Consider the following 23,697-nt stretch of genomic DNA (forward strand, 5'->3'; position numbering starts at 1 on the left):
GCCCGTCAGTGATGTACTGAGCCCTGGCTTATCGAGGACGCACCGATGGAAAAAACAACAAGCGGATGGATAAACGGCTTCATAGGCGTCGCCATCTTTGCCGGCTCGTTGCCGGCCACCCGCGTGGCAGTGACGGCCTTCGAACCTACGTTTCTGACCTGTGCCAGGGCAACCATTGCCGCGCTGTTGGGTGCGCTTTTCTTGATCGTGCTACGCCAGCCGCGACCCAAGCGCGGTGACCTGTCGTCACTGGCTGTAACAGCGCTTGGCGTCGTTATCGGTTTTCCGCTGCTGACGGCACTGGCCCTACAGCACGTCACTTCTGCCCATTCCATCGTTTTTGTCGGGCTGCTGCCATTGTGTACCGCAGGGTTCGCCGTTCTGCGCGGCGGCGAGCGACCTGGGCCACTGTTCTGGTTGTTCTCGTTGATCGGTGCTGGGCTGGTCGCTGGCTATGCGTTGATGAATGGCGGAGATGCGTCGGCGATAGGAGACCTGCTGATGATGGCTGCGGTAGTTGTTTGTGGGTTGGGCTATGCGGAAGGGGCGCGCCTGTCACGGACTCTCGGGGGCTGGCAGGTGATCAGTTGGGCATTGCTGGTAGCGTTGCCGTTCATGCTGCTGCTGACTATCGTCAATCTCCCAGCGCCCGATGCCTTCGTCCGGGTTAGCGCCCCTGCGTGGTTCAGCTTCGCCTACGTTTCACTGTTCAGCATGCTGATCGGGTTTGTGTTCTGGTACAAAGGGCTCGTCCAGGGCGGCATTGCGGCAGTGGGTCAACTGCAACTCTTTCAGCCGTTCATGGGGCTTGGACTGGCCGCGTTGCTTCTGCACGAGCAAGTCAGCTGGGTGATGCTCGTCGTAACGCTGGGTGCTGTCATCTGTGTTGCCGGGGCAAAGAGATACGCCCAGTAGTAGTGTGGGAGCGATCAACCTCTATCGAAACTGCTGTGAAGCGCTGGCGATACGCTGGTACTTACGCAGCTGCCGGTTGACGCTGCGGATATCCAGAAAGAATATCTCTGCGCTGCGCCATAGCAGCATCCAAGCGGTGACGGTAACGACTCCCACGGGGATGGTGCCTTCAATGCCCAGCGCCGTGCCTGCGAGCACCAAGGCTAGCGCCAAGCCCAGGAGTGTCAGCGCTACCAGCCGCTGCGTGCGGATATCCCCTCTGAGCTGTTCGCTCTTTTGTGCAAAGGTATTTCTGATGGCTTGCTGCAGGCGTTCTCGCTCCTCTTCCGGGCAGCGGATCTGCAGACTCAGCGCTGGGTGATACCAGGCGCTATCTGACAGGTATTCCACCAGCTCGGGGCTTAGCTTGGGATTGTCCGGCGAGGCAAATGGATTGAGGTAATCCGGGGTGATCGTCAGATCGATGTTTTTAGTCATGACGAACCTCTAGCTGGTTGAGTTGTGTCATCACGCTCTGCGGGGTGGACAGTTGTCAGCTGGCGGCGCATACGCGGATGCCTCTGCGTGCGACCGTAAGTAAGCCAGCGAAATCGCCCCGATTGAATCGATCGACAGGTCGTTAGCCGCTCTCCATCAACCGTAGCACTGGATCGGGAGAGGCCATCCACTACCGGCCGCTTTCGACGCAAAGCAGACAGCGATCCCAAGCTCTGTGGTCAGTTCCGGCCTCATCGCCGGCAAGCCGGCTCCCACTGGAATATCTCCAGCCTTGAGGCATGCGCTGTACGTGTGGGAGCCGCGCTTGCCGGCGATGGGCCGCGAAGCGGCCCGCAGTTCGCGGCGCTGGTGGAATATATCCCCGTCGCCCAGACTGTGTTGTGCTTGTGTGAGCTGGTCTTGCCGGCATTGGGGACGCTACCATGACAGCCATTGATGCCCAACGTGCTCAATCTGTGGCGCCCACAAGGAAGAACCTTGGTGATATTCACCTTCGAATACAGCTGAATCCCATGGATAAAACGGAACTTCAAACCCTGATAGTCAAAGTTAAAAAGTATTTCGCAATTTTCTCTTTGATCTGTATTGCATGCGTTCTCACATACGGATACCTGCACAAGCCGGAATTTCCGTCTGAGGTACTGCTCAAGCAAGATTTCATTGCGGGGCAATCGATCTACATCGTTCAGGATGCCCGAGATCCAGATGAGCCCAAAAGCCTTAGGTTCTACGTCAACGACGGCGACGGCGACGGCGACGGCGACGGCGACGGCAGGAATAATGCGACGATGAAGGTGCTGCTCGCCAAGACCCCGCCTTTCCTGATCTCGGACACTGACTTGAATGACGTGGTAATCCAGCGTGTGTCCAACGGGCTACACATCAAGCTCAAAGGCGCAGTCTCGCGTTATCAGAGCGACCTTTACCTTCAGGACGGTGACACTTACACCACGTACCGTGTAAGCCTTGAACAAGTCGAAACGCGACCGCCTTTGCCGAGTGGTCGGTAAGCTGGGCGGCCTCTCTATTAGCCGACACTACTGACGCTGGAGAATCGATGATCGACGCACCTATGCTGCCTGGGGGCTGGGGGCTGGAGGAAAAGCAAAGCAGTGCGTGCTTCAGGATCAGCGCGGGAACAGCAACGTCACAGCAAAGCGAAAGCCCCAGCCTTCTGGGCCATTATCCGGTGAATCGAGCCAGTAACGCGGCCCGACTTGGAGGGTGATGGGGTGGCCATCAACTTTCAGTAATTGGGTTACCGTCAGGTTGACCGGAATGGCCCATTCTTTGGATTGCCAGTCGTAGGTTGATTCACTGTTGATGCCAAATGTGGTCAACGAGCTGTTCGTGTATGAAAGAAACGGCTGCATGAAGGTCTGGTTGACCTTCTCCTTACCATCTGCGGGGCTGCCCTCTAGCCCCCAGATATGGTTAGCCAGTATCCCGTGCGTCCAGCCGTTGGCTTGCTTCAAGGCTACCGCAGTCGGTCCGAGCCCCCATTGTTCACTGCTCAGCACGTCGTTGCTGCCTGTTGGAATCAATAGCGCCGGCCCTGCGCCGAGAATCCAGCCACTGGCAGTGGGTTGTTTCGGTGAGAAGAAAAAACTCTGGGTGACATCGCCTACGCCAGAGGTATCTGCCGCGCCGCCCAGGCCGTGCTGGTCGACGACTGGCAGGATAGTCCTGGAGATCAGGTTCCAGTCATCATTCAGGCTGAAAGGCAGAACGGGCTGGATGTTGGTCAGGCTGCGCTTGCCATCGCCGTCGGGGCCCATTTTCTGGTCCCAATTATATTGCACCGGCAAGCTGTACATGGCCGCAACCGGGTTCAGCGCTTTTTTGGCAAGCTCTGCCGAGTCCTCTGCTTGCCCTTGCCCGGTGTGCCCCAGCAACGCAAGTGCGTAAAGCGGGTAGCATTTCCTTTTCAACATTGTATCTCCCGTCAACTGAAAGCCACGTCGTTTTGAGCGGCCCGGGTATTCGGTGATCAAGCGTGATTCGACATCTCGGTCTGCTTTGGCGGCAGCGGGCCAATGAACATTTGCTTCAAGCGTTTGCGGCCAATGACGCGTGCCAGTTCCGCGATGACGCAATACATGAATATCAATGTGATCAGTAAGATCTGAACTGCCCAGAAACGAGGCCAGTTCATCGATGACCATAACAGCGCATTCGCATCGAGCAGGCCGGGCGCCTCTTTCCAGTAGTCATACAGACGCTCCAAGTAATGAACGATCAGTGCGACCAGGGCATACATGAGTGTTTTCCAGGTGACGTTCCAGATCAGCGGCTTATCGGGAAACCGGTTGATGAAGGGCAGCATATCGGCAACCAGAACAGACTTGCCCAATATGAGAGCGGCGATCAGAACCGACGCTGAGACAGGCAGCTCTACACCAGACCCCTTGATCATGAGCGCGCGAATCAGCGCAACGATGTGCAGAATCACGAAGAAAAACACGGTGGGAGGAAGCACCTTCAGGAATTCATGTTTGATTTTGAGCATGACCGTATTCATCGGGGCATCCTTAGGCCATCAAATCTCGGCATCAAGTTCCGGTGCCCCCTGACGCACATCCACGGCAGGGGGACCTGCGGGCTACTTCTTCAGCGCCTGGAATGAACTGACCATGTCCTTGGCCCAGCCATCGAGCACGGCACGGGCGTCCGAGGCCTGCATGATCTGGGAGGAATTGTCCAGTTCAGCGCCTGCACCCTTGCGCACCACTGCGGCCACCACCTCATTGGTACTCCCGTCAAGGAATGCAGCCTCGGTAGCCACGCTGGTGTCTTGGTCGCGAATACCCGTGGCCGTACTGATGCCGGCTGCCACAAGCGCGATCGGGATCACCTCATACGGGCGCAGCCCCTTGGTTTTGGCACTCACCCCAGTGATCGCCGGGCGCACCACCAGTACACCTGGCCCGGGGCTCGTAGCCAGCGGCAGGACCTTGGAGAACTGGTTTTTCAACGACTGATCGTAGTACTGGGTTATGCCTTGCAAGGTTTGCTGAGGAATCTTCGCGGTTGGTTGCGGCTTGGGGTAAAACTGGCTGGGTTCGACATACACGCTGGTAAATTGGTTGGCATCGATGCCAGGCTTGATCCAGCGCGTAACCTTCGCGCCCGAAGGAGATTCATCCTCCTTGAGCTTGCTGTAGTCCTTCAGAAACCCGGAGTATTCGTCAGGCTCAACGTATTTGCTCGCACAACCATGCAGTAAAAGCGATGTGAGACACACTGTTGCAATAAGCGCCTTACTTTTCATGCAACTTCTCCTTCCACGTATAAGCATTGTCCAAGGATCAAAACCTTCAGAATCGCCACGTCGCACCGCCACCGATGATGTGCAAGGCGGCGTTATCGAAAGTGCCTGACAACGTGTCGCCGGAGCGTGCCTTGGTCTGCTCCACGTCCATGTCGCCGAGCCAGACCAGTGTGTAAGCCAGATGCAGGTCCAATCCTTCTTCCACCTGATAGTTCACCCCGGTTGCGAAGCGCCACGCCTCCCCCATCGGGTTGTCCACGGTGCGATCCTTGTCATCCACGGCCGAGCTGTCATACCCCACCCCAAAACTCCAGCGCAGCTGGCGGGTCGCCTGATACTGGGCTCCAACCGAGGCGTGCCAGGTGTCCTTGTACTTGCGATCGACCGTGCGGCTAACCCCGACGGCATTGGCATCCACCTCTACCCCGATGTCACCGAACTCGCTCCAGTCCTGCCAACCCAGGCTTCCCAGCAATGTCCACTGCTCGTCCAGCTGGTGGGCCACGCTGACTGTCGCGGTCTGCGGCACGTTCATGTCCAGTTCCAGCGTGTCCACCGCCAGGCGGTTGAGTGCGGCATTGATGAGGGGGTTGTTGATATCGCTGACATGTGGACTGTCCTCGAACTCCAGCTTCACCTTGCTGGTGTAGGCCAGGCCAATCCGTGTGCGGGGGGCGAGCTGGTAGAGCAGGCCCAGGTTCACGCCAATGCCGAAGTCAGTGTCCTTGTATTCGAGCTGGCCATCGGGGCGATCGACCAACCCGAGCAGGCTGTTGTTGATGGCCACCTCGGTGCGGTAATAGCCGAGCATCATGCGTGGGCCGATGCCGACGGTAAGGTCATCGGTGAACCTGTACGCAAAGGTGGGTTGGAACGAGACGCCAATCACCGCCGATTCCTGGGTGAAGTAGCGCCCTGCCCAGTCATCGTCGTAGTCCAGCGCCAAGCCGAAGTTACCGTACATGCCGAACCCGATGGCTGAGCGGTCATCGAGCTGGTGGCTGATGAACAAGCTGGCGCCCGGCAGGTATTGCAGAGCGTTACCGCCCTCGTTGCCATCGAATTGGTTGCTGCTGTCACGTGAGTAGCGCAGGTCGCCGAGGATAACCTGGGCATTGGCGCTGATCTGCGTGCCAGGCAGCAGAGCGATGCCTGCGGGGTTGGACATCAACACACTGGGGTCGGTGGCGAGCGCAGCCGAGCCAGCATTGGCCAGGCCGTTACTTTCCTGGCCGGCTTCATAAATGAAGATGCCTCCGGCTGACACGTTGGTGCTGTGAGCAAACAACAGAATAAACGTTGCAGGCATCCACCATTTGGTGTGATCCATACGATTCGTCGTGGTCATAGTCCCTGACACCTCACTTTGAAAAGAGCAGGACACCGATAGCTCGATGTCCTGCTTGACGCAACCTGCGCCAAGGGAGCAATCAAGGTGTAACGATCGGGAACCAGAAGTCGAAGTTGTCCATGTAGCTCATCAACTCCTCAAGCTTGCCTTCGGCACCCTCGACTTTGACGTCACCTGCGCCCACCGCGTCCTTGAGCGTGGTTTCCTTGAGCATCAGTTTGTTCAAGGTGTCGCGCGTCAGGCTGACCGTGGCGTCGGCGTTCTCGGCTTGCGAGCCTTCGGTGTGGTTGAGCACGCCATTGACCATTTCCACCAGGTATTTCTGTTTAAGGTCGGTGAAGTCGAAGTTAAGGGTAATGTGCTTGTCTTCGACCTCCGGCCCTTTCAGGCGCATGGCCAGGTAGTCGAAGAACAGGTCAAGGTCCATCGCCCGGACCGTATCGGGGCTGGCCGTGTCTGGCGTCGGCAACTGTTTCACGCCATCGCGCAGTTCCTTGGCACCGGTGAGGTAGAAGTTGCGCCATGGCCCGCTTTCAGCCTGGTAACCCAACTGCTCGAGTGTGTCGGCTTGCAGGTTTTTCGCTGCCTGGTTGTTCGGGTCGGCGAAGACCACTTTGTTGACCACCTCGGCTACCCAGCGGTAGTCACCCTTGTCGTAGTACTCCTTGGCCTTCTTCAGCACTGCGTCGGCGCCGCCCATCATCTCGACGTAGCGCTTGGACGACTCTACCGGCGGCAATTCATGCAGCGTCGCCGGGTTGCCGATGAACCAGCCCATGTACAGCACATAGGTGGCCTTGACGTTGTGGTTCAAAGACCCGTAATACCCACGGTTGGAGAAGCGCGAAGCGATCGATTTCGGCAGCTTCACCTGCTCGGCAATCTCGGTCATGGTCAGACCCTTGTTGGCCAAGCGCAGCGTTTCATCGTTGATGTAGCGGTACATGTCCCTCTGCGACGACAGTTGCTCCTTGACCTCCTTGTTGCCCCACACCGGCCAGTGGTGCATGGCATACATGACCTGGACGTCTTTGCCCCACATCTTCAGCGCTTGGTTGAGGTACTTGGACCACGGCAGCGGCTCGCGAATTTTTGCTCCGCGCAGCGAGTAGGTGTTGTGCATCGTATGGGTGGAGTCTTCGGCCGTGTTGAGGGCTTTTTTCTCGTGGATGTAATAGAGCATCTCGGCTGGCGCCTCGCTGCCCGGCGCGTAGAGAAACTCGTAGGTCAGCCCATCGATCGTGCGCTTCTCGCCGGTTCTCTCGATGATGTCGGTCGGCGGGATCAGGGTGACCGTGCCGGCAGAAGTCGTGGTGCCCAACCCTGCGCCCAGTTGGCCCGTTTCGTTCGGCGGCAGCAGGTTGCCATACATGTAACTGGCCCGGCGGCTCATGGCGGTACCGGCCATCACGTTCTCGGCAACGGCGTGCTCCAGGAAGCCTTTGGGGGCATAGACCTTGACCTTGCCTGCCTTGACATCCTTCTCGTCGATCACACCACGAACACCGCCGTAATGGTCGACGTGACTGTGCGTGTAGATCACTGCGACCACGGGTTTCTTCGGCCGATGCTGATAGTAAAGGTCGAGTGCGGCCTTGGCAGTTTCCGCCGAAATCAACGGATCAAAGATGGTGATGCCTTCCTTGCCCTCGACGATGGTCATGTTCGACAGGTCATAGTTGCGCACCTGATAGATGCCATCGGTGACTTCGAACAGGCCGGAGATATTGATCAGCTGTGACTGCCGCCAGAGGCTGGGGTTGGTGGAAGCGGGTGCGGCCTCGCCTTCCTTGATGAAGTTGTATTTGGCCGGGTCCCAGATCAGGTTGCCCGAGGCGCCCTTGATCGGCTCTTTCGGCAGAGGGGCGATAAACCCTTTATGGGCCAGTTCGAAGGAGGTCTTGTCATTGAACGGCAACTCTTTGAGCAACGCATCGTTGGCTTCTTTCGTTGCTGCTGTTGCCGGTTTCGCTTTCTCTTCGGCCCACGCCTGTGATGCCATGGCGATGGCAGTGGCTAAAAAGAAGGTAGAGCTAAGCTTCCAGATTCTGCCCACCGAGGCAGTGCGGCCTTGGTTACTGAACGTTTTTACGAACACAGTCATTGCCAGCTCCTTTTGACCAATGCGCTGTACCGATTCGGCAACTACCAGCCAGGGTTTCATGTCGCTTAGAGAGAGTAGACGCGGATGAGAAGTTTTCCTCTTGACTCCAGTTAAAATGTTGAAATCAACAGCCTGACAAGCACCGATGGGCTACTTGCACTTGCGCACCTGCTTTCCATGCCCGGCATGTTGCTGGGCGCAGGCATGTCTGCATGGCTATTGGAGTAGCGCGTGAGCGCGACCTTTCCATGGCTTGTTGCAGGCATTGCATTTCTGGGAGCAGCCCTTGGCTTCATGATCGTCCAGATGTTCATGAGCACTATTGCGGGGCCCTGTCATTTGGCGTGTGGAGATGAGGGAATCTGGCCGTTCTCGCTTCGCCGAACCAACCCTACCCTCACTTTCCAGCTTGGGCGCTCAGTTGAACGGGCGTGGTTTCGATCAATCGCTTTGAAAGAATCATCGACTGGGTCGCCGCCGCGTACTTCTGAAAATGCGCTGAGGCAATATGGCTCCGATAGGCTTCATCGCTCGCGTATATCTCGAAGAAGTGCAGCCGGTTCGGCTGGTCTTTCTCCGCCACCGAATAGATGGCCAGCACGCCAGGCTCAAGGCGGATCGACTCGGCCATTTCCTCTTTAACCGCCGCCTCGTATTCCTGCAGTTTGGCTGGGTCTATTTCAAGCTGGGCAATGCGCACTACCGTCTGCATGTTTTCTCCAAGCGCTTGAGCGGCGGTTAAGCAAGCCACCGCGCAAGCCCCTATCAAAGTCGGAATTTTCATCCTGTTTCCTCAGTGGCTGTGGGCAGCCATCTTGGCGGTGGCCAAGCCAATGCCGGACGCCGCGCCGGTGACCAGTGCGACTTGGTTGCGAAATTCAAAGCTCATGGATGATCTCCGGTACAAAGATTTAACCAGATGGTTAGCAGCATATTCCGTCAAGGGCGTGCGGACTAGCCGGAGAAGACAGGATGTTCCGATGAGCCAAGCTCATGAATGAGTGGGCTTATAATCAGACCGTTTCAGCAATTGATGAGCCCTACTCACAACTTCATGCGACCTGAGGCCGGTAGTCACCGCGTTTGCGCTGCACTAACTTGGCCACCGAATCGGCCATCACCTCAGGAGCCTACTGATGCCAAAAATCGTTGCTGGGTTTGCCCTGGCTACTGTTCTGATCCCGGCGGCAGCCATCGCCTCCGGCTCTGCACCCGATCAAACGATGCTGGTTGTAAGGAACGGTGAGCAGCCTTCCATCAACGGGCCGGCCACCAGCTTTGTCGGCAGCGCACGCATAGACCCGCTTTTTCCAGCCCGTGCGCCGTCCAGGGTTTCCGCTGGTTACGTCAATTTCCAACCGGGCGCACGCTCGATGTGGCACACCCACCCGCTGGGGCAAACCCTGGTGGTTACCGCCGGTACCGGCTGGGTGCAGCAAGCGGGCGGTAAAAAACAGCTGATCAAACCGGGGGATGTGATCTGGACGCCCCCAGGCGTCAAGCACTGGCACGGCGCAACGGCCACCACCGGCATGACTCATATGGCCATTCAAGAGTCCCTCGACGGCAAGAACATCGAATGGCTGGAACCCGTCAGCGAGGCGCAATACGAGGCCGCCGAATGAAACTGCTTAAGACCGCCCTCGCCTCGTTTTCCCTGTTGTTGGCCGCCTGCTCCACCGCCGACAAAACCACATCCACCGGCATTGCGCAAAGCCCCGACGCACCGAGCCTGGACGACGTTCGCGCAGTCTCGCCCGCCTTGGCGCACAACACCGAGATGCTGCTGCTGAACGAAGTGTGGAAGCGACCAGGCCTTTCACCCCGCGACCGCAGCCTGATCACACTCGCGGTGTTGATCAGCCGTAACCAGACCGTAGAGTTGGCGTATCACTTGAATCTAGCCCTGGATAACGGCGTGAAACCGGCTGAGCTATCCGAACTGATCAACCACCTGGCCTTCTATTCCGGCTGGGCCAATGCCACTGCCAGCGTGGCAGCTGCCAAAGCGGTATTTGCCAGCCGAGGGATCGGGGCTGATCAGTTACCGCCGGTTGCACCTACGCGGCTGCCCATCAACGAAGCCGCCGAGAACGTGCGGGCGCAAGCGGTTGCCAACAATGTCGGCCCCGTCTCACCTGGGCTGGTGCACTACACCGGCGACGCGCTGTTCCATGACCTGTGGCTGCGGCCCGATCTGGCGCCCCGCGACCGCAGCCTGATCACCGTCAGCGCCCTGATTGCGAACGGCCAGGTGGCCCAGGTGACCTACCATCTCAATCGCGCAATGGACAACGGCCTGACCCAGCCAGAGACCGCTGAAATGCTTACGCAGCTGGCGTTCTATGCAGGCTGGCCAAACGTGTTTTCTGCCGTGCCAGTCGTCAAAGATGTGTTCGCCACCCGTAACAAAGGCTGACCTCAAAAACGCTACCGCTTACTCGCCGGGCGCGCTTGGCAGGGCCTCGTGGTGCCGGGAGTAAGCCGGGCAATGACTCTTTTCATTGATGACAGGCGCGCCCCACCTACTTGCGGTGTTTCAGCAAAACCAAACCGGCCTGATCAGGGGCTGATCGGCCCCAGCGGCTGAACCTCGCGAATCAGGTCAATCAACAGCCGCAAGCCCACCGGCAATTGCCGGTGGCTCGAGTAATACATGTGAAAACCCGGCGCAACGCTGGACCAGTCATCCAGCACCCTCACTAAATCGCCGCTGGCCACCAGCGGAGCAATCACTGGCTCCGGTGCGTACATCAACCCCGCGCCATGACGAATCAATGACACGCCAATGCGCGTCTCATCAATGGTAATCGCACCCGGAACAGCGATGGCCAACTGCTCGCCATCTTTCTCGAATTCCCAGTCGTACATACGGTCATTGCCCAGGCGAATGCGTAAGCAGCGGTGCTTAAGCAAATCCTGCGGATGTTTCGGCTCGCCAAAGCGCTGAAGGTAGTTGGCAGTGCCCGCCACCACCCAGCGGATGTCCGGCGACAGGCGCTGGGCAATCATGTCTTCCGGCACCGTTCCACCGTAACGAATGCCCGCATCATGCCCATCACCAATCACATCTACCAAACGGTTGGTTACCGTCAGGTCGATTTCGATGTCGGGGTAGCGGTCATTGAAAAGGGGTAATACGGGGCCGAGCAGAAAGTCCGCGCCATCGCTCAAGGTATTCAAACGAATACGCCCGGTAGGCTCATCGCGGTAGCGATTGAGCACCTCCATCGCCTGGCCGATTTCATCGATAGGCCCACTGATCAGCGTATGCAACTCTTCGCCGGCGGCGGTCAACGTTACGCTGCGGGTCGTTCTGTTTAGCAGGCGAACACCAAGGCGAGTCTCCAGCCCCTTGATCGCATGACTAAGCGCCGATGCGCTGATGCCCACCTCAAGCCCGGCCCGGTTGAAGCTCTGGTGGCGGACGATGGCCAGGAAGTAGACGAAGTCGGCCAGATTGGCACGGCTGAGTTGCATGGGACGGCTCCTGCTGGCAAATACGTTTGCAGCAGTCTCTATACCAGCATTAGCGGCATTCGTTAATTGGAAGCAGATTGAGCGAGAACAATTGAATCGTGGGAACGATTACGGTCCATTCGCCCCTCCCCCCCAATGACCGGACGTTTTCAGTGTTTCGCATAAAAACTCCAGTGCCCGCTGGAAGACCGGATGACAGTCGGCATAGGGAAGATTGTGGAGCGACGCCCAGAAAAACTCGAAGAGGTGGCCATGGTCATCCAGCGTCTGATGAACCCAGCACTCAGGCAGCTCCCTCCCAGAGCGACAAAGGTGAAACGACCATACCTGATCTTGGTGGTCAGACTTCCAGCATCCCAGATCAAGCCCGATCACTGCGTCACTGATGCCGGACTCCTCTTCCAGCTCACGCAATGCAGCCGCACCAGGTGTTTCTCCATTCTCGATAGTGCCCTTCACCAGTTGCGTGCCTGCCAAAGGGTGCCTGAATAGGAGAATCTTGATGGGTAGCGAAGTCGAGAGCACTACGGGACAGGCCTTGTTGGGGTACATCGCAATCTCCCTATGCGGCATAAAAGCTTGAGTGTTTGCTTTTGGCCGAGTCTTAGCCTTCGTGACGGGCAGCTTCGGGTCGGTAGCGGTCAATCGCGACAGGCTGCTGTCGACCCGAAGCAGACAGCGATCCAAAGCTCTGTGGTCAGTACTGGCCTCATCGCCGGCAAGCCGGCACCCACAGAATGGACTGCCCCAGGAAATCACCAGCCTTCAGGCATGCGCTGTACCTGTGGGAGCCGCGCTTGCCGGCGATGGGCCGCGAAGCGGCCCCGGTTACAGATGTTCCGGACGATGCGGGCAGACCATCTCTGCGTCGGAGGGATCAACAGGCCGACACTCCAGCCTGGGAAATCCTTCACATACTTGTGTTTCGATCATCGCTTTCCCAGCATCAGTAACATCGACTCATCGCGATCACTGGTTGACATAGACCGATCAGTCCCCCCACATTTTGAGCGCTGGAAACACCAAGAAATCAGATGTTCTCTCTTCCTTGTAGTCCATTTCCCAAACATACTCTCGCCGCACTTTTTCCGTTGCGGTCGCTTGGGCTGCATTCTAGTCTCGGCGGGCCGCTGTTGTTCAGCGATCGGCTTTGACAGGCCGCGACGGTATTATGCATACGGCTTGCCTTCAATGGCGGCTGTACGTGCGGGCACGCTTGCGTGCGCCGGAACTTGCATAGTCCGCCGGTCTGTCAACCCATGTACAGCTGCCACCCTTCTGTTTGACAGCGGATAGGTGACCGCCTAATTGAAGGTACTAAGGGCTGAACTGACTGACCCTGGCGGACATGTGTAACCGGGGCCGCTTCGCGGCCCATCGCCGGCAAGCGCGGCTCCCACAGGTACAGCGCATGCCTGAAGACTGGTGATTTCCTGGGGGCAGTCCATTCTGTGGCCGGTTTGCTGGCGATGAGGCCAGTACTGAACACAGAGCTTTGGATCGCTGTCTGCTTCGGGTCGAAGTTTGCCGATCGTGTCCCAGGAAGTCGTTCGCGAGTCCGATCAAACCCTATGGAGTATTTGGGCAATCTCCTGTGCAAGTACCTGTGGCTGCTCAAGCATCATCAGATGGCCCACCTCAGGCATGATGGTCATGCTGGTCGCCTGTGCTATCGCCCAGTCAGGCACATCCCATTCAGCTCGGGAGCGCTCTCCGCTAACAAGTGCACAGGGATAGAAGAAAATACCGTCTTCTATGCATCGTGGTAGTGATCACCTCCGGTCTCGATCAATACTGATCGGGCCATGGTTTGCAATGTGCTGGAGGGTTGATGAGCCAACCAAGACGCAGCGACCTCTTTTTTTGCATTGACGCATGCACTGAGGGTGAACATGCAATGAGCTGGCCAGTGACCCAGTCTGAACGCAGCACTCACGTCCAGAGTGAGATTTGTGGAGGCGTAGTTTGCGGATCCACTTCTGGCCGTTTGTTTTCTGTGGTGAGGGGCAGCTTCGGGTCGAAAGCGCTATTCACTACCTGCCAGAAGGCAGGCTCGAAAACGGCCACACATGAGTGACCTTTTCCGGGCTATGCCGAACGCCTGCTCGCGCCAGGCTCGCTAAGCCAATCACAGCGGGTCCTTCCACAACGCAACCTAACTAGAATTCGGGCGTGTATTTCACACTGAACATCACGTTGCGCGGGTCACCATAGTAGTTGTTGTAGTCAATGGTGTTGTAAGCCGGCACGTAATACTTCTTGTCCAGCAGGTTGTTCAGGTTCGCCGCCACGGTGACTTCGTCGCTGACTTTGTACGCCACCCGCGCATCCCACACCGCATAGCCCGGCAGGTCGAACACGTGGTCGTAGGAGGTGGTGCCGGTGACCGCCGTGGTCCCGAGGCCCACCGAAGTGCGGCTCCAGTCACCCGGCAAGGTGTAGTCGGCCCACAGCTTGAACTGGTGCTTTGGCGTCCAGGTGCTGTACACCTTGTCCTTGTAGTCTCCATCTTCCAAGTAGCGTGTGGTGTTGTAGACGTAGCCGGCCATCACCTGCAGACCACTCAGTACCTCGCCGCTGACCTGCGCTTCCAGGCCCTGGCTGCGCACCTTGCCCGAGGCCGTGGAGCAATACCAGCCATCGCAGTCCATAGGGCCGCTGCGGTTGAGCACCGCGCGGTGCTCTTGGTCATAGCGAAACAGTGCAATCGAAGTGTTCAGCGCACCATCGAACAGCTCACCTTTGAGACCCAGTTCATAGTTGCTGCCAATGATCGGCTCGACCACCGAGCCCGACACCGTGCGCGCGGTCTGTGGCTGGAACACGTCAGTGTAGCTGGCGTAGACCGACCACTGTTTGTCCAGCGCATACACCAGCCCCGCATAGGGCGATACTTTGCCGCTGCTGCTGGTGGTGGACTCACTGTAACCGCTGTGGTCAAAGAATTCGGCGGCGTAGCTGAAGTCGTACCAACTGGTGCGGGCACCGAGAATAAGCTTCAGCGGGTCGGTCAGATTGATCGACCAGCGCGTATAGAAACCCTTCTGCTCTACCTGGTACTCGGTCAACTGGCCACGGCCGCGGCTGGCCAGTTCGTAGATGCTCGGCATGGGTCGATGATGATCGACATTCGACGAGTCCGCACCGAAGGTGGGTGCCCGCGCCCAGCGGTCATCAGTGTTGATGCGTGAGTAGTTGGCGCCAATCAGGAAGGTCTGCTCGAAGCCAAAACCGGTGAAGCTGCCATCCAGGTAAAGGTCCAGGCCCTTGCTGTGGGTGGTGAAATCAGTGCTCCAGTCTATGTAGGTGTTATCTGTGGAACCATTGGCCGGCAGGGCATCCCACAGCGCCTGGTAGGTGGCAGCATTGTGTTCGCTTATATACACGCCGGCAGCCTTTAGCCGCCAATCGTTGCTCAGCCGATAGGTGGCATCCAGGAACACGCTGGTCTGGTCATTATCGGCTCGGTTCCAGTCGGCGCCGACATAGGTCGAGCGCGACCAGTCCGGGTTGCCTCCGTCGGCGTAGCGCGGCAAGCCGAGCATGGCTGGACGAGAGTGGCCCTTCTGGTTGGCAACGCCCAGGCCTACCGTAAGGTCGGGCGTGAAATCGTAGTCGACTGCACCATAGACAGTCTGGTTCCAGCCACGCACGTAGTCGATGAACGAGCCGCTGTCATTTTGGCTGATAACGGTGCGTGCACGCAGGGTGCCCTCGGCGTTCAGCGGACCGCCGGCGTCCAGCTGCAGGCCGTAGCGGTCCCAGGAGCCGGCCTTGCCAGTGAGGCTGACAGTGGCCTTTTCCTGACCACGCTTGCGCACCAGGTTCATCGCCCCGCCCGGGCTGTCGCCACCTTGCAGCAGCGCGGCCGGGCCCCGCAGCACTTCGACGCGGTCGTAGAAACTCAGATCTTCGGTCAGATAGCTGCCCAGCGAGTAAGTGTTGCGCGGTACAGGCACGCCATCGTACTGCAGCGTGTCGATGCTGAAGCCGCGGGAGTAGATGAACAACCCCGAACCTGGTGACTTGGTAGCGGTCAGGCCAGGCGTTCGGCTGACCAGATCGGAGATGGTCTGGGTGTTCTGGTCATCCATCTGCTGGCGAGTCATGACGGTGACTGACTGCGGGATGTCCTTGAGGCTCTGCACGCCCTTGCCCAAGGTCACGGCGCCGGAGGTGTAGGAATGGCTGCCCTCGGTTGTAGTCAGTGGGGCGCGGCCGATGACACTTGAGGCCTCCAACTCCAGCGCGCCGTTGCCGGGCTCGCTTGGCAGGGCGATCAGAAACTGGCCGTCGGCAGTCTGGCCAAGGGTCAGGTTGCTGCCAGCGATCAGTTGGCGCAGTGCCTGCTCGACGCTCAACTGCTGGTGCAACGCCGGCGCCTGCACGGCGTGGGCGGCGTCTGTGTTGAAAAGGATACGGGTGCCAGTCTGTCGGGCCAGGGCGCTGATCGATTGGTCCAGCGGCTGCGCAGGCAGGTCGATGCGGTAGTGTGCCTGTTCAGCTTGCAAGGGGCCGGCTGCCAGGAAACCAAAAGTCGCCAGGAACATCGTCTGGCGCAGCGGGTAGACAAAGAGCGTCATGGAATCCCTATCGAAATGTAATGAGAATGAGTTTCATAGGGATTGGCGTTTGTGCCATGGCGAACTTTGATGTGTGGCTGAAAATAATTATCAGTGACGCACAACTACCTTCACCACACCGCCATCTTCGCGGTGCACGGTTACCGGGGCCAGCCGGGGTAGCGTGTCGATCAGCTGTTCGACGTTGCCAGTCAGGAACTCGCCGCTTAGTCGATACGACCCAGCGGGTGCACCTTCTAGTTGAATCGGCGCGGCGCGATGGCGCCGTAGTTGAGCGACAACCACGTCCAGCGGCGTGCCGTCGAAGTGGAACAGGTCACGCCGCCATGCCTCCAGTTCACCGGGCCTCGTCGCTTCGATCGGGCCAAGGGCCAGCGGGCTGGCGAGCAACTGCTCCTTGGCGGTGAGCTGCCTGCGGGCCTCGCCGTTGTCCACTTCCACCGCACCCTCCAGAACAGCCACCCGCACACCGCGCAGGTCGCTGCGCACATCGAACACCGTGCCGATGTCGCGCACTGCCACACCTTGGCTGCGCACGATGAAGGGCTTGGGTTGATGTGCCACGCTGAACAGACCTTCGCCGTCGAGCAGCTCGAACTGCCGGCTGCGCAGGCGGTACTCGATGCGCAGCACGCTACCGGCGTCCAGCTCGATTCGGCTGCCGTCACTCAGGTGCAGCACTTCGCGTCCACTGCTGGCGACTTCGATCTGGCGGTAGCCGAGCGCCGGGTCGGCCAGCCAGGCCCAGCCGGCCAGAGCCAGCAGCAAGGCTGTGCCGGCAGCCTTGCGCCGACGACTGGCATTGCGTGTGCTCTGCGCCCTGGCTTCGGCCAGCAGGGCTTCGCGACTGGGCACCAGGGCGCGCAGCGACTTGGCGTAAGGCTCTAGGTCATCAGAACTGATCGGGGCGGTGGGTGGGGTTTTGCGTTGCAATGGTCAGGTCTCCGGCTGCCAGCGCTGCGCAAGGGTGCGCATGGCCCGCATGAAGTGCTGGGCGACCATGTTGACGGAAATGCCTAGCTCGTTTGCGATGTCATGTTGAGGCATGCCGTGGATGCGGTGCAGAAGAAACACGTGGCGCTGGCGCGCTGGCAACGACTCGATCACCGCCAGCAACGCCTTCAGGCGCTGTTCGAACTCCAGTGCCAGCGCGCCGTCGAGGTCGTCGCGATGCTGCTCGACCACGGCTATCTGGCTCTGCATGTACAACGAGCGGGTGCTTTCGGCGCGGCGCCGATCAATGGCGCGGTTGAGCGTGGCACGGCGCAGAAAGGCGATGGGTACGCTGATGGCCTTGACCGGTGGTTTTTCCAGGATCTGCACGCAAACATCATGGACCACGTCACGGGCGAAATGCTGGTTGGAAAAGCGTCGACGGATATGCTCGACCAGATCGTCATAGTGCAAGGCCAAGGCTTGCAAGAGATCGTTGTCAGTCGAGGCCATGACGGCATCCAATTGATAGTGAATATCATTTATATCATGCAGTTCCCAGATCGGGCAAATTGATCTGAAGCTGGCCATCCAGCGCACAGTCCAGCAGGCGCTTGGCCAGAACGATTGGATCAAATTGACGTTACGATCAGCACTGAAAAATGAGGTCGCACATCATGCCGGCGTTGGCACAACTACCGCATGCGTGGTCTCCAGCGATGTAGAGAGGTCACCGGCGAGCGAACTCGGCATCAGCAGCTTGCATCAAGGCCAAGGCTAGGCCTCGGCGGCGGTAGGCCGGCTGGTCAAGGTCCAAGAGCTTGAATCCATAATACCGACCGTCACCGAGCCGCTCCTCCAGCCATCGGTGAAAGTGCTGAGCCATGACCTGTGGTGTTTCAAGACTCCGCCCTCTTCAAGAAACATTTCCTGACGGTGCGGGCAGACCATCTCTGAGTCAGAGGGACCGTGAGGCCGACACTCCAGCCTGGGGAATCCTTCACATACTTGTGTTTCGATCATCGCTTTCCCAGCATCAGTAACATCGATTCATCGCGAGGCTGGTTGACATAGACCGATCAATACCCCCACATCTTGAGCTCTGGAAACACTAAGAAATCAGATTTTCCCTCTTCCTTGTAGTCCATTTCCCAAACATACTCTCGCCGCACTTTTTCCGTTGCGGTCGCTTGGGCTGCATTCTAGTCTCGGCGGGTCGTTGCTCATCAACGATACAGCTTTGACAGGCTGTGACGGTAAATCACGCAGACGGTCTCCTTTTTATGGTGGCTGTGCGTGTGGGCACGCTTGCGTGCGCCGGAGCTTTTCGTGATTTTACCGCCGGTCTGTCAACCCACGTACAGCTGCCACCCCACTGTTTGACAGCAGGTGGGTGACGGCCCCGCTAACGGTAAAATCATTATATTAAAGGTCGTCCCCGATCCACCCCACAACCACCACTCCCTCGAAGACACGATCATCCAGGCTGCGGAGTTCGCCCTGTGCGCGCAGAGCGTGGCGCAGCAGGCTGTTTCGCTACAGCCCAGAACGCCCGCCTCGGTTCTGATGATGGCCTCGATGCATGAGCTCGAGTCGCTACGCGTGCTGCTCGAATCAGCCCTGATCCAGCTGCAGATGCCGCCCGAGCCACGCACCCTGCACTAGGCCGTTAAGCCTGTTTTGCCTGGGCGGGCGCTATCGCCAGCAAGCCCATACGCACAGCGCGCTGCGTGAGACCGGTGCTGAGCTAAAGGCGGGTTGCCCGTCATGACGTTCGCCCAGGCCCTTAACCTTCAGGGAGAAGACGCAATGACCCCAGATGACACCAAAGTCACTGTCGGCAAGACTACGTTCTACCAGGGTGAAAACCAGACCCACCCACTGTTTCGCATCGAAGCGGGCATCCCTTGCCAGAATGCCCGCGAACAGGCTTCAGAGCTGATGGGCTATGTGCGGGACCTGACCATCGAAGGCTTGATGGAAGATAAACCACAGCTGATCTGGGCTTCCCACTACCTGAGTGCGTTGGCCAAAGCACTGATGGATGATGCCGAGCTGGGCATGATGCACTAAGGGCTGAACTGCCTGACCATGGCGGACATCTGTAACCGGGGCCGCTTCGCGGCCCATCGCCGGCAAGCGCGGCTCCCACAGGTACAGCGCATGCCTGAAGGCTGGTGATTTCCTGGGGGCAGTCCATTCTGTGGCCGGCTTGCTGGGGATGAGGCCAGTACTGACCACAGAGCTTTGGGTCGCTGCCTGCTATAGGTCGAAAGCGATCAATCGGTCGCGACCGGCTGCTGTGGAGCCATTGCGGACATTGAGCAGAGAGAGCGCCCCGAGGGGCACGCGAAGCTTCAGCGTGTCGCTTCCAGCGCCTCTCGTATTCCTTGAACTACCAGCTTTTCGATACCTGCCTCATCCGCCCCAATCGAGTGAGCTGCACAGCATGCGGCGGAGTCACCAACGACACACCGATAGACCGCAATAACGCTTCCCGGGCCCAATCCGGTATGCCCAGCCAACATCAAGTCACCCTCGATTCCACCTCGCATCATGCCGAGTGCGTAACCGGGCGCGAGCCAAGGCCGGCCTGCTATCGGGCCACCCAGTACCCGCGTCGCCTGCATTTCCTGAAGCAGATTGTTGGGTAGGAGGCCTCCAGCGAGCACGCCATCCAGCAGCCGGGCAGCCTGTGAGACAGGGCCAATCAGCAATCCGTGGTAGACCCAGCCGGGGTCGTAATTCAACGACCTGCCGAGGAGCCTCCCATTCAGCTCAGCACGCTCCGTTGCCAAGCGAACCGTCGATATGCCAAGCGGACTCAGGACTTGCTGCCTGATAGCGTCTGCGAGCGGCAGATCGGCGGCACGCTCGATGATTTGGGCTACCAGCATGAAACCAACATTCGAGTAATGCCAACCCGTTCCCGGGTTGTATCGGAGTCGGTGTCCATCCAGGCGCTGCATCATTTCGCCTGCGGGCCATGCGGACTCATGGTTGGCTACGGCGGCGTGGTATTCGGGAAGTTCGCCATAGTCCGCAAGGCCCGCCTCGTGACGCAGCAGTTGGCGCAGAGTGAAAACACCTTCGGGAAGCGAAGCATCCAAGTCGAGCCTACCGTCGCGCACCAATGTCAGGGCGGTCGCGGCTAACACCGTTTTCGTGAAACTCCACCAGGGCACGAGGGGTTCGTCCGGCAAGGCTGGCGATATCAGTCGGCCGTCGATAAGGGTAGAGATCAGCATTGAGTGCTCACGCAGGAGTGACAGGTCAGTTTGGAGGGGGCGGCGACAACATACCCCATTGCCACCTCGCAAACTCCAAGCTGATGTCTTTTGATGTGGGGTTTCCACGCGAACGTCTGCCCGATGCGCTGCCGTAGCCAATGAGCGTCACGGCGGTTAGCCCAGGATTACCGGTTAATGAAACGAATCTCATGGCCATCGTTGCGCGCAAAGCTACAGCCATGCCTCGCCGCAACCATCATCGATTCACGGTTTATCTGGATCGTACTCATTGACGTTGGCGACCTGGGCGTTCAGGCGACCGAGCAGGTCGATCAGCGTGTCCACTTCCGAAGGTGAAAGGCCACTGAGCAAACGGCGCTCTCTCTCAAGCGCAACCTTCAAGACCCGCTTGTACAACTGCGTACCGCTCTCTGTAAGCGACACGGTGTAGCGTCGTCCATCAGCAGGATCCGCCTCTGTGCGAACTCGCCCTGCCACCTCTAACGCGTGCAGCGCGCGGCTCACAGCACTTTTGTCCAGACCGATCACCTGGCAGATCCGATTGGCAGTGATCCCGCTTTCCACAGCCAGCATGGACAGCATCCTCCACTCCACAACACCAATCTCGAAGTGTTTGCGATAGCACTGGGAAGCGCCTGACGAGAGCTTGTTGGATAAAAAATTCAGCTGCGCTGGCACGTAGCGAGCGAGGTCCAGCTGGGGTTCCGAGGCCATTGAGCGCACACCTCCAATCGAGTTCTCGAAAAATTAGTTGACACCGCAACTAATTGATCCGAGGATTAACTCAACCAATAGCTGGGGCCAGCCCAGCATGATATGCCGTCAAAGCACCTCACAAAAATAATTATCAGGTAGTGCCATGAAAATCCGCGATCCACTCGCCTTCCGCGTGTCTAGCTGCAAACCTGAGCGGCCGCCGTTCGCTCCAGGCTGACCTCCTCACCGTTGAATTAACCACCCGTATTCTTTTTGTAGCCACTTAACTGTGGGGGGATGAGTAATGCTTCAAGTAAACGTTAGCCGCAAGGCAAACGAAGCTGAAGGTGTTTGCAGCTTTGAATTGAGCCCCGTGAAGGGTGAAACCCTGCCACCTTTCGAGGCCGGTGCTCACATCGATGTCCATATCCCGGGTGGGCTCATTCGCCAGTATTCGCTGTGCAATGACCCCCGAGAGCGCAATCGTTATCTGATCAGTGTCCTCAAGGAACCCAACTCCCGTGGCGGATCAGAGGCAATGCATTCGATTGTCGGCCAAGGCCATGAACTGACCATCAGTGCGCCGCGCAACCTGTTCAAACTGGATCATGGCGCTGCACGTCATCTGCTTTTTGCAGGTGGTATCGGCATTACCCCGATCCTGGCCATGGCGTATGAACTTGCCCATCGCAAAGCTGACTTCGAGCTTCATTACTGCTTTCGCTCCTGCGACCGCGCAGCCTTCGTCAAGGCACTCGCTGACGCCCCCTTCGCGGACCGCGTAGTGCTGCACGATGACAACGGTCCACAACAGCAAAAACTGAATGCGGCAGCAATTCTCGACGCAGTCGATGAGGGACGCCATCTCTACGTCTGCGGCCCCGCCGGCTTCATGAATCACATCCTTGATACAGGTGAGGCCGCCGGCTGGCCGCAAGAGCGGATGCACAGAGAGTTCTTCGCCGGACAAGTCATTGACCAAGGTGCCAATGCACCCTTCCAAGTCGTGCTCGCCCGCAGCGGCAGATCATTCGATATTCCGGCAGACCGCACCGTGTTCGAGGTATTGGACGAAGCGGGAGTCGAAGTAGAAACGTCCTGTGAACAAGGCGTCTGTGGTACGTGCGTGACACGCGTACTGGAAGGTATCCCCGATCACAGGGATCAATTCATGACGGCTGATGAGCATGCCAGAAATGATTGTTTCACCCCGTGTTGCTCTCGGGCGAAGTCCCATCGACTCGTACTTGATCTCTAGTGTCAGACAAAACCTAACTGTTTAACGGAGACTCCTATGACTGCCTCTTCTCTCCAGTCGTTGGCCCAGGACATCTTGCCTGCCAAACCCTCCACATTTCCACTCAACCAATGGTATGTCGCTGCTTTGGGTTGGGAACTCAAGGATCGCCCCGTAGGCCGAACCTTGTTGAATAAATCAGTCGTCATGTTCCGCACCGCGGATGGCAAGGTAGCGGCCCTTGAGAACCGCTGCTGCCATCGGGCGTTGCCTCTCTCCGACGGCACACTTGAGGCGGGGGGGCTTCGCTGTGGCTATCATGGCCTCCTGTTCAACGATGAAGGCAAATGCATCGAGATTCCTGGGCAAGACAAAATCCCGAGTAAAGCGAAGGTGGCAGCCTTCCACGTCGTAGAAAAAGATCAGATTGTCTGGATCTGGTTCGCAAGCCCCGAACATCCTGAGCCTACTACTGAACCACCCTCTTACGATATCCACAGCAGTGGAGACTATCTTTTTGACGGTGATGTGTATCACTACGATGCCCCGTATCAGCTCATTCACGACAACTTGATGGATCTGAGCCATTTGGGCTATGTGCACCTACGCACGATTGGCGGGAATGCCAGCATTCACATGAATGCGAAAATGACAGTAGAAGGTGACGACAATCATGTTCGTGTGGTTCGGCACATGCCCGGCTCTGTGCCGCCGCCGACGTACGCGGCCGCTTATCCGTTCAAAGACACTGTCGACCGATGGCAGGAAATTGAATTCCATGTCAGCCACCTGCGTATTTGGACAGGTGCCACTGACGCGGGGACCGAGTCCTTGGACAATCCACAACGTGGTGGCTTCCATATGCGCGGTTTCCATGGTGTGACCCCAGAAACCGAGACCACCAGCCACTACTTCTGGACAATCGCCACCAACCCGAAAAGCAATCACGAAGAGGTCAAGGCGAAGGTCGTCCAGCAAACGATGATGACGTTCGATGAAGACAAGGTCGTCATCGAGTCTCAATACAAGAACATGTGCCGGTTCGGTGAGCGGCCCATGATCGACATCCATGTCGATGCTGGCGCCAACAGAGCCCGTCGCATCATCGAAAAACTTTGCAACTCCGTTAGTTGAGTGCGCAGTGCATTTATATCGTGCGGGTATCTATGCACTTTTTTACACGCCGCAAACGCAATACCGCCCCTCTTGGGGCGCTCTGAAACACCCTGCACCAGCGTGCAACTTGTTCAATGATAACTACAAGAGAGCGAGGCCTAGCTATGTCCGGAAATCGTGGTGTTGTGTATCTCGGGGCCAGTAAGGTTGAGGTACAAAAAAATGATTACTCCATGTCTCTCCTACTCGCCGCCCAGGCAAT

The 23,697-nt window shown here is 58.1% G+C and carries 22 protein-coding genes and 1 pseudogene; 8 read left to right on the forward strand and 15 right to left on the reverse strand.

Annotated features, from left to right (window positions below):
* The first annotated feature begins 45 nt into the window (after nt 1-45).
* The gene (locus ACMGF5_RS24505; protein ID WP_414157364.1) at nt 46-915 is read left to right on the forward strand and encodes a DMT family transporter; all 870 of its coding nucleotides are present in this window, start codon (nt 46-48) and stop codon (nt 913-915) included.
* Between the two features lie 21 nt (nt 916-936).
* On the opposite strand, the gene ACMGF5_RS24510 is transcribed toward ACMGF5_RS24505, so the two are convergent.
* Entirely contained in the window at nt 937-1,392 is a 456-nt protein-coding gene (locus ACMGF5_RS24510; protein WP_119687283.1) for a hypothetical protein, read from the reverse strand.
* Nucleotides 1,393-1,835: 443 nt separating this feature from the next.
* Here ACMGF5_RS24510 and ACMGF5_RS24515 point away from each other — a divergent pair, with 443 nt between their 5' ends.
* Nucleotides 1,836-2,423, forward strand: a complete 588-nt coding sequence (locus ACMGF5_RS24515; RefSeq protein WP_414157365.1) for a hypothetical protein — start codon at nt 1,836-1,838, stop codon at nt 2,421-2,423.
* Nucleotides 2,424-2,540: 117 nt separating this feature from the next.
* Here ACMGF5_RS24515 and ACMGF5_RS24520 read toward each other — a convergent pair whose 3' ends face one another.
* The 7 genes and pseudogenes from ACMGF5_RS24520 to ACMGF5_RS24550 form a co-directional block, all read right to left on the reverse strand.
* A complete protein-coding gene (locus ACMGF5_RS24520; RefSeq protein WP_119687285.1) occupies nt 2,541-3,347 on the reverse strand; it encodes a transporter in 807 nt (268 codons plus the stop codon).
* Nucleotides 3,348-3,403: 56 nt separating this feature from the next.
* Entirely contained in the window at nt 3,404-3,934 is a 531-nt protein-coding gene (locus ACMGF5_RS24525; RefSeq protein WP_115274477.1) for a hypothetical protein, read from the reverse strand.
* 81 nt (nt 3,935-4,015) lie between these two features.
* Nucleotides 4,016-4,684, reverse strand: a complete 669-nt coding sequence (locus ACMGF5_RS24530; protein WP_119687286.1) for a DUF3313 domain-containing protein — start codon at nt 4,682-4,684, stop codon at nt 4,016-4,018.
* A gap of 46 nt (nt 4,685-4,730) precedes the next feature.
* A complete protein-coding gene (locus ACMGF5_RS24535; protein WP_414157879.1) occupies nt 4,731-5,993 on the reverse strand; it encodes an OmpP1/FadL family transporter in 1,263 nt (420 codons plus the stop codon).
* A 121-nt stretch (nt 5,994-6,114) separates the two neighbouring features.
* Nucleotides 6,115-8,139, reverse strand: a complete 2,025-nt coding sequence (locus ACMGF5_RS24540; RefSeq protein ID WP_119689061.1) for an alkyl sulfatase dimerization domain-containing protein — start codon at nt 8,137-8,139, stop codon at nt 6,115-6,117.
* 397 nt (nt 8,140-8,536) lie between these two features.
* Nucleotides 8,537-8,923, reverse strand: coding sequence for a putative quinol monooxygenase (locus tag ACMGF5_RS24545; protein WP_119687288.1), 387 nt, complete (start codon nt 8,921-8,923; stop codon nt 8,537-8,539).
* A gap of 18 nt (nt 8,924-8,941) precedes the next feature.
* Nucleotides 8,942-9,028: pseudogene (locus ACMGF5_RS24550) on the reverse strand (oxidoreductase); the annotation flags it as partial.
* Between the two features lie 247 nt (nt 9,029-9,275).
* Here ACMGF5_RS24550 and ACMGF5_RS24555 point away from each other — a divergent pair.
* On the forward strand, nt 9,276-9,764 hold the full coding sequence (locus ACMGF5_RS24555; RefSeq protein ID WP_414157366.1) for a cupin domain-containing protein: 489 nt from the start codon (nt 9,276-9,278) through the stop codon (nt 9,762-9,764).
* On the forward strand, nt 9,761-10,558 hold the full coding sequence (locus ACMGF5_RS24560; protein WP_414157367.1) for a carboxymuconolactone decarboxylase family protein: 798 nt from the start codon (nt 9,761-9,763) through the stop codon (nt 10,556-10,558). Before ACMGF5_RS24555 ends, ACMGF5_RS24560 begins: the two co-directional genes overlap by 4 nt.
* A 143-nt stretch (nt 10,559-10,701) precedes the next feature.
* On the opposite strand, the gene ACMGF5_RS24565 is transcribed toward ACMGF5_RS24560, so the two are convergent.
* From ACMGF5_RS24565 to ACMGF5_RS24585, 5 genes are all read right to left on the reverse strand, one after another.
* On the reverse strand, nt 10,702-11,619 hold the full coding sequence (locus ACMGF5_RS24565) for a LysR family transcriptional regulator (RefSeq protein ID WP_414157368.1): 918 nt from the start codon (nt 11,617-11,619) through the stop codon (nt 10,702-10,704).
* 108 nt (nt 11,620-11,727) lie between these two features.
* Nucleotides 11,728-12,171 carry an NUDIX hydrolase gene (locus ACMGF5_RS24570; protein ID WP_414157369.1) on the reverse strand — a complete coding sequence of 148 codons (444 nt, stop codon included), beginning with the start codon at nt 12,169-12,171 and terminating at the stop codon, nt 11,728-11,730.
* 1,607 nt (nt 12,172-13,778) lie between these two features.
* Entirely contained in the window at nt 13,779-16,202 is a 2,424-nt protein-coding gene (locus ACMGF5_RS24575; RefSeq protein WP_414157370.1) for a TonB-dependent siderophore receptor, read from the reverse strand.
* A gap of 90 nt (nt 16,203-16,292) precedes the next feature.
* Nucleotides 16,293-17,135, reverse strand: coding sequence for a FecR domain-containing protein (locus tag ACMGF5_RS24580; RefSeq protein WP_182445200.1), 843 nt, complete (start codon nt 17,133-17,135; stop codon nt 16,293-16,295).
* Nucleotides 17,136-17,138: 3 nt separating this feature from the next.
* Complete coding sequence (locus ACMGF5_RS24585) at nt 17,139-17,648, reverse strand: RNA polymerase sigma factor (RefSeq protein ID WP_174141846.1); 510 nt, start codon at nt 17,646-17,648, stop codon at nt 17,139-17,141.
* Between the two features lie 909 nt (nt 17,649-18,557).
* Between ACMGF5_RS24585 and ACMGF5_RS24590 the strand changes: the two genes are divergently transcribed.
* Together ACMGF5_RS24590 and ACMGF5_RS24595 are read left to right on the forward strand one after the other, a co-directional pair.
* Nucleotides 18,558-18,800 (forward strand): hypothetical protein, encoded by a 243-nt coding sequence (locus tag ACMGF5_RS24590; protein WP_012314948.1) that lies wholly within the window; start codon nt 18,558-18,560, stop codon nt 18,798-18,800.
* A gap of 144 nt (nt 18,801-18,944) precedes the next feature.
* Entirely contained in the window at nt 18,945-19,208 is a 264-nt protein-coding gene (locus ACMGF5_RS24595; protein ID WP_161872817.1) for a DUF3077 domain-containing protein, read from the forward strand.
* A 284-nt stretch (nt 19,209-19,492) separates the two neighbouring features.
* Here the strand turns inward: ACMGF5_RS24595 and ACMGF5_RS24600 are convergent, their stop codons facing one another.
* On the reverse strand, nt 19,493-20,383 hold the full coding sequence (locus tag ACMGF5_RS24600; RefSeq protein WP_414157371.1) for a serine hydrolase domain-containing protein: 891 nt from the start codon (nt 20,381-20,383) through the stop codon (nt 19,493-19,495).
* A gap of 246 nt (nt 20,384-20,629) precedes the next feature.
* A complete protein-coding gene (locus tag ACMGF5_RS24605) occupies nt 20,630-21,100 on the reverse strand; it encodes a MarR family winged helix-turn-helix transcriptional regulator (protein WP_161872815.1) in 471 nt (156 codons plus the stop codon).
* 286 nt (nt 21,101-21,386) lie between these two features.
* Here ACMGF5_RS24605 and ACMGF5_RS24610 point away from each other — a divergent pair, with 286 nt between their 5' ends.
* Nucleotides 21,387-22,340: a PDR/VanB family oxidoreductase gene (locus ACMGF5_RS24610; RefSeq protein WP_115274451.1), complete on the forward strand. Its 954-nt coding sequence runs from the start codon at nt 21,387-21,389 to the stop codon at nt 22,338-22,340.
* A 36-nt stretch (nt 22,341-22,376) separates the two neighbouring features.
* On the forward strand, nt 22,377-23,453 hold the full coding sequence (locus ACMGF5_RS24615; RefSeq protein WP_161872813.1) for an aromatic ring-hydroxylating dioxygenase subunit alpha: 1,077 nt from the start codon (nt 22,377-22,379) through the stop codon (nt 23,451-23,453).
* Nucleotides 23,454-23,697: the final 244 nt, after the last annotated feature.

Source organism: Pseudomonas sp. BNK-15 (assembly GCF_047456105.1).
In the GTDB taxonomy this organism is placed as follows: domain Bacteria; phylum Pseudomonadota; class Gammaproteobacteria; order Pseudomonadales; family Pseudomonadaceae; genus Aquipseudomonas; species Aquipseudomonas putida_E.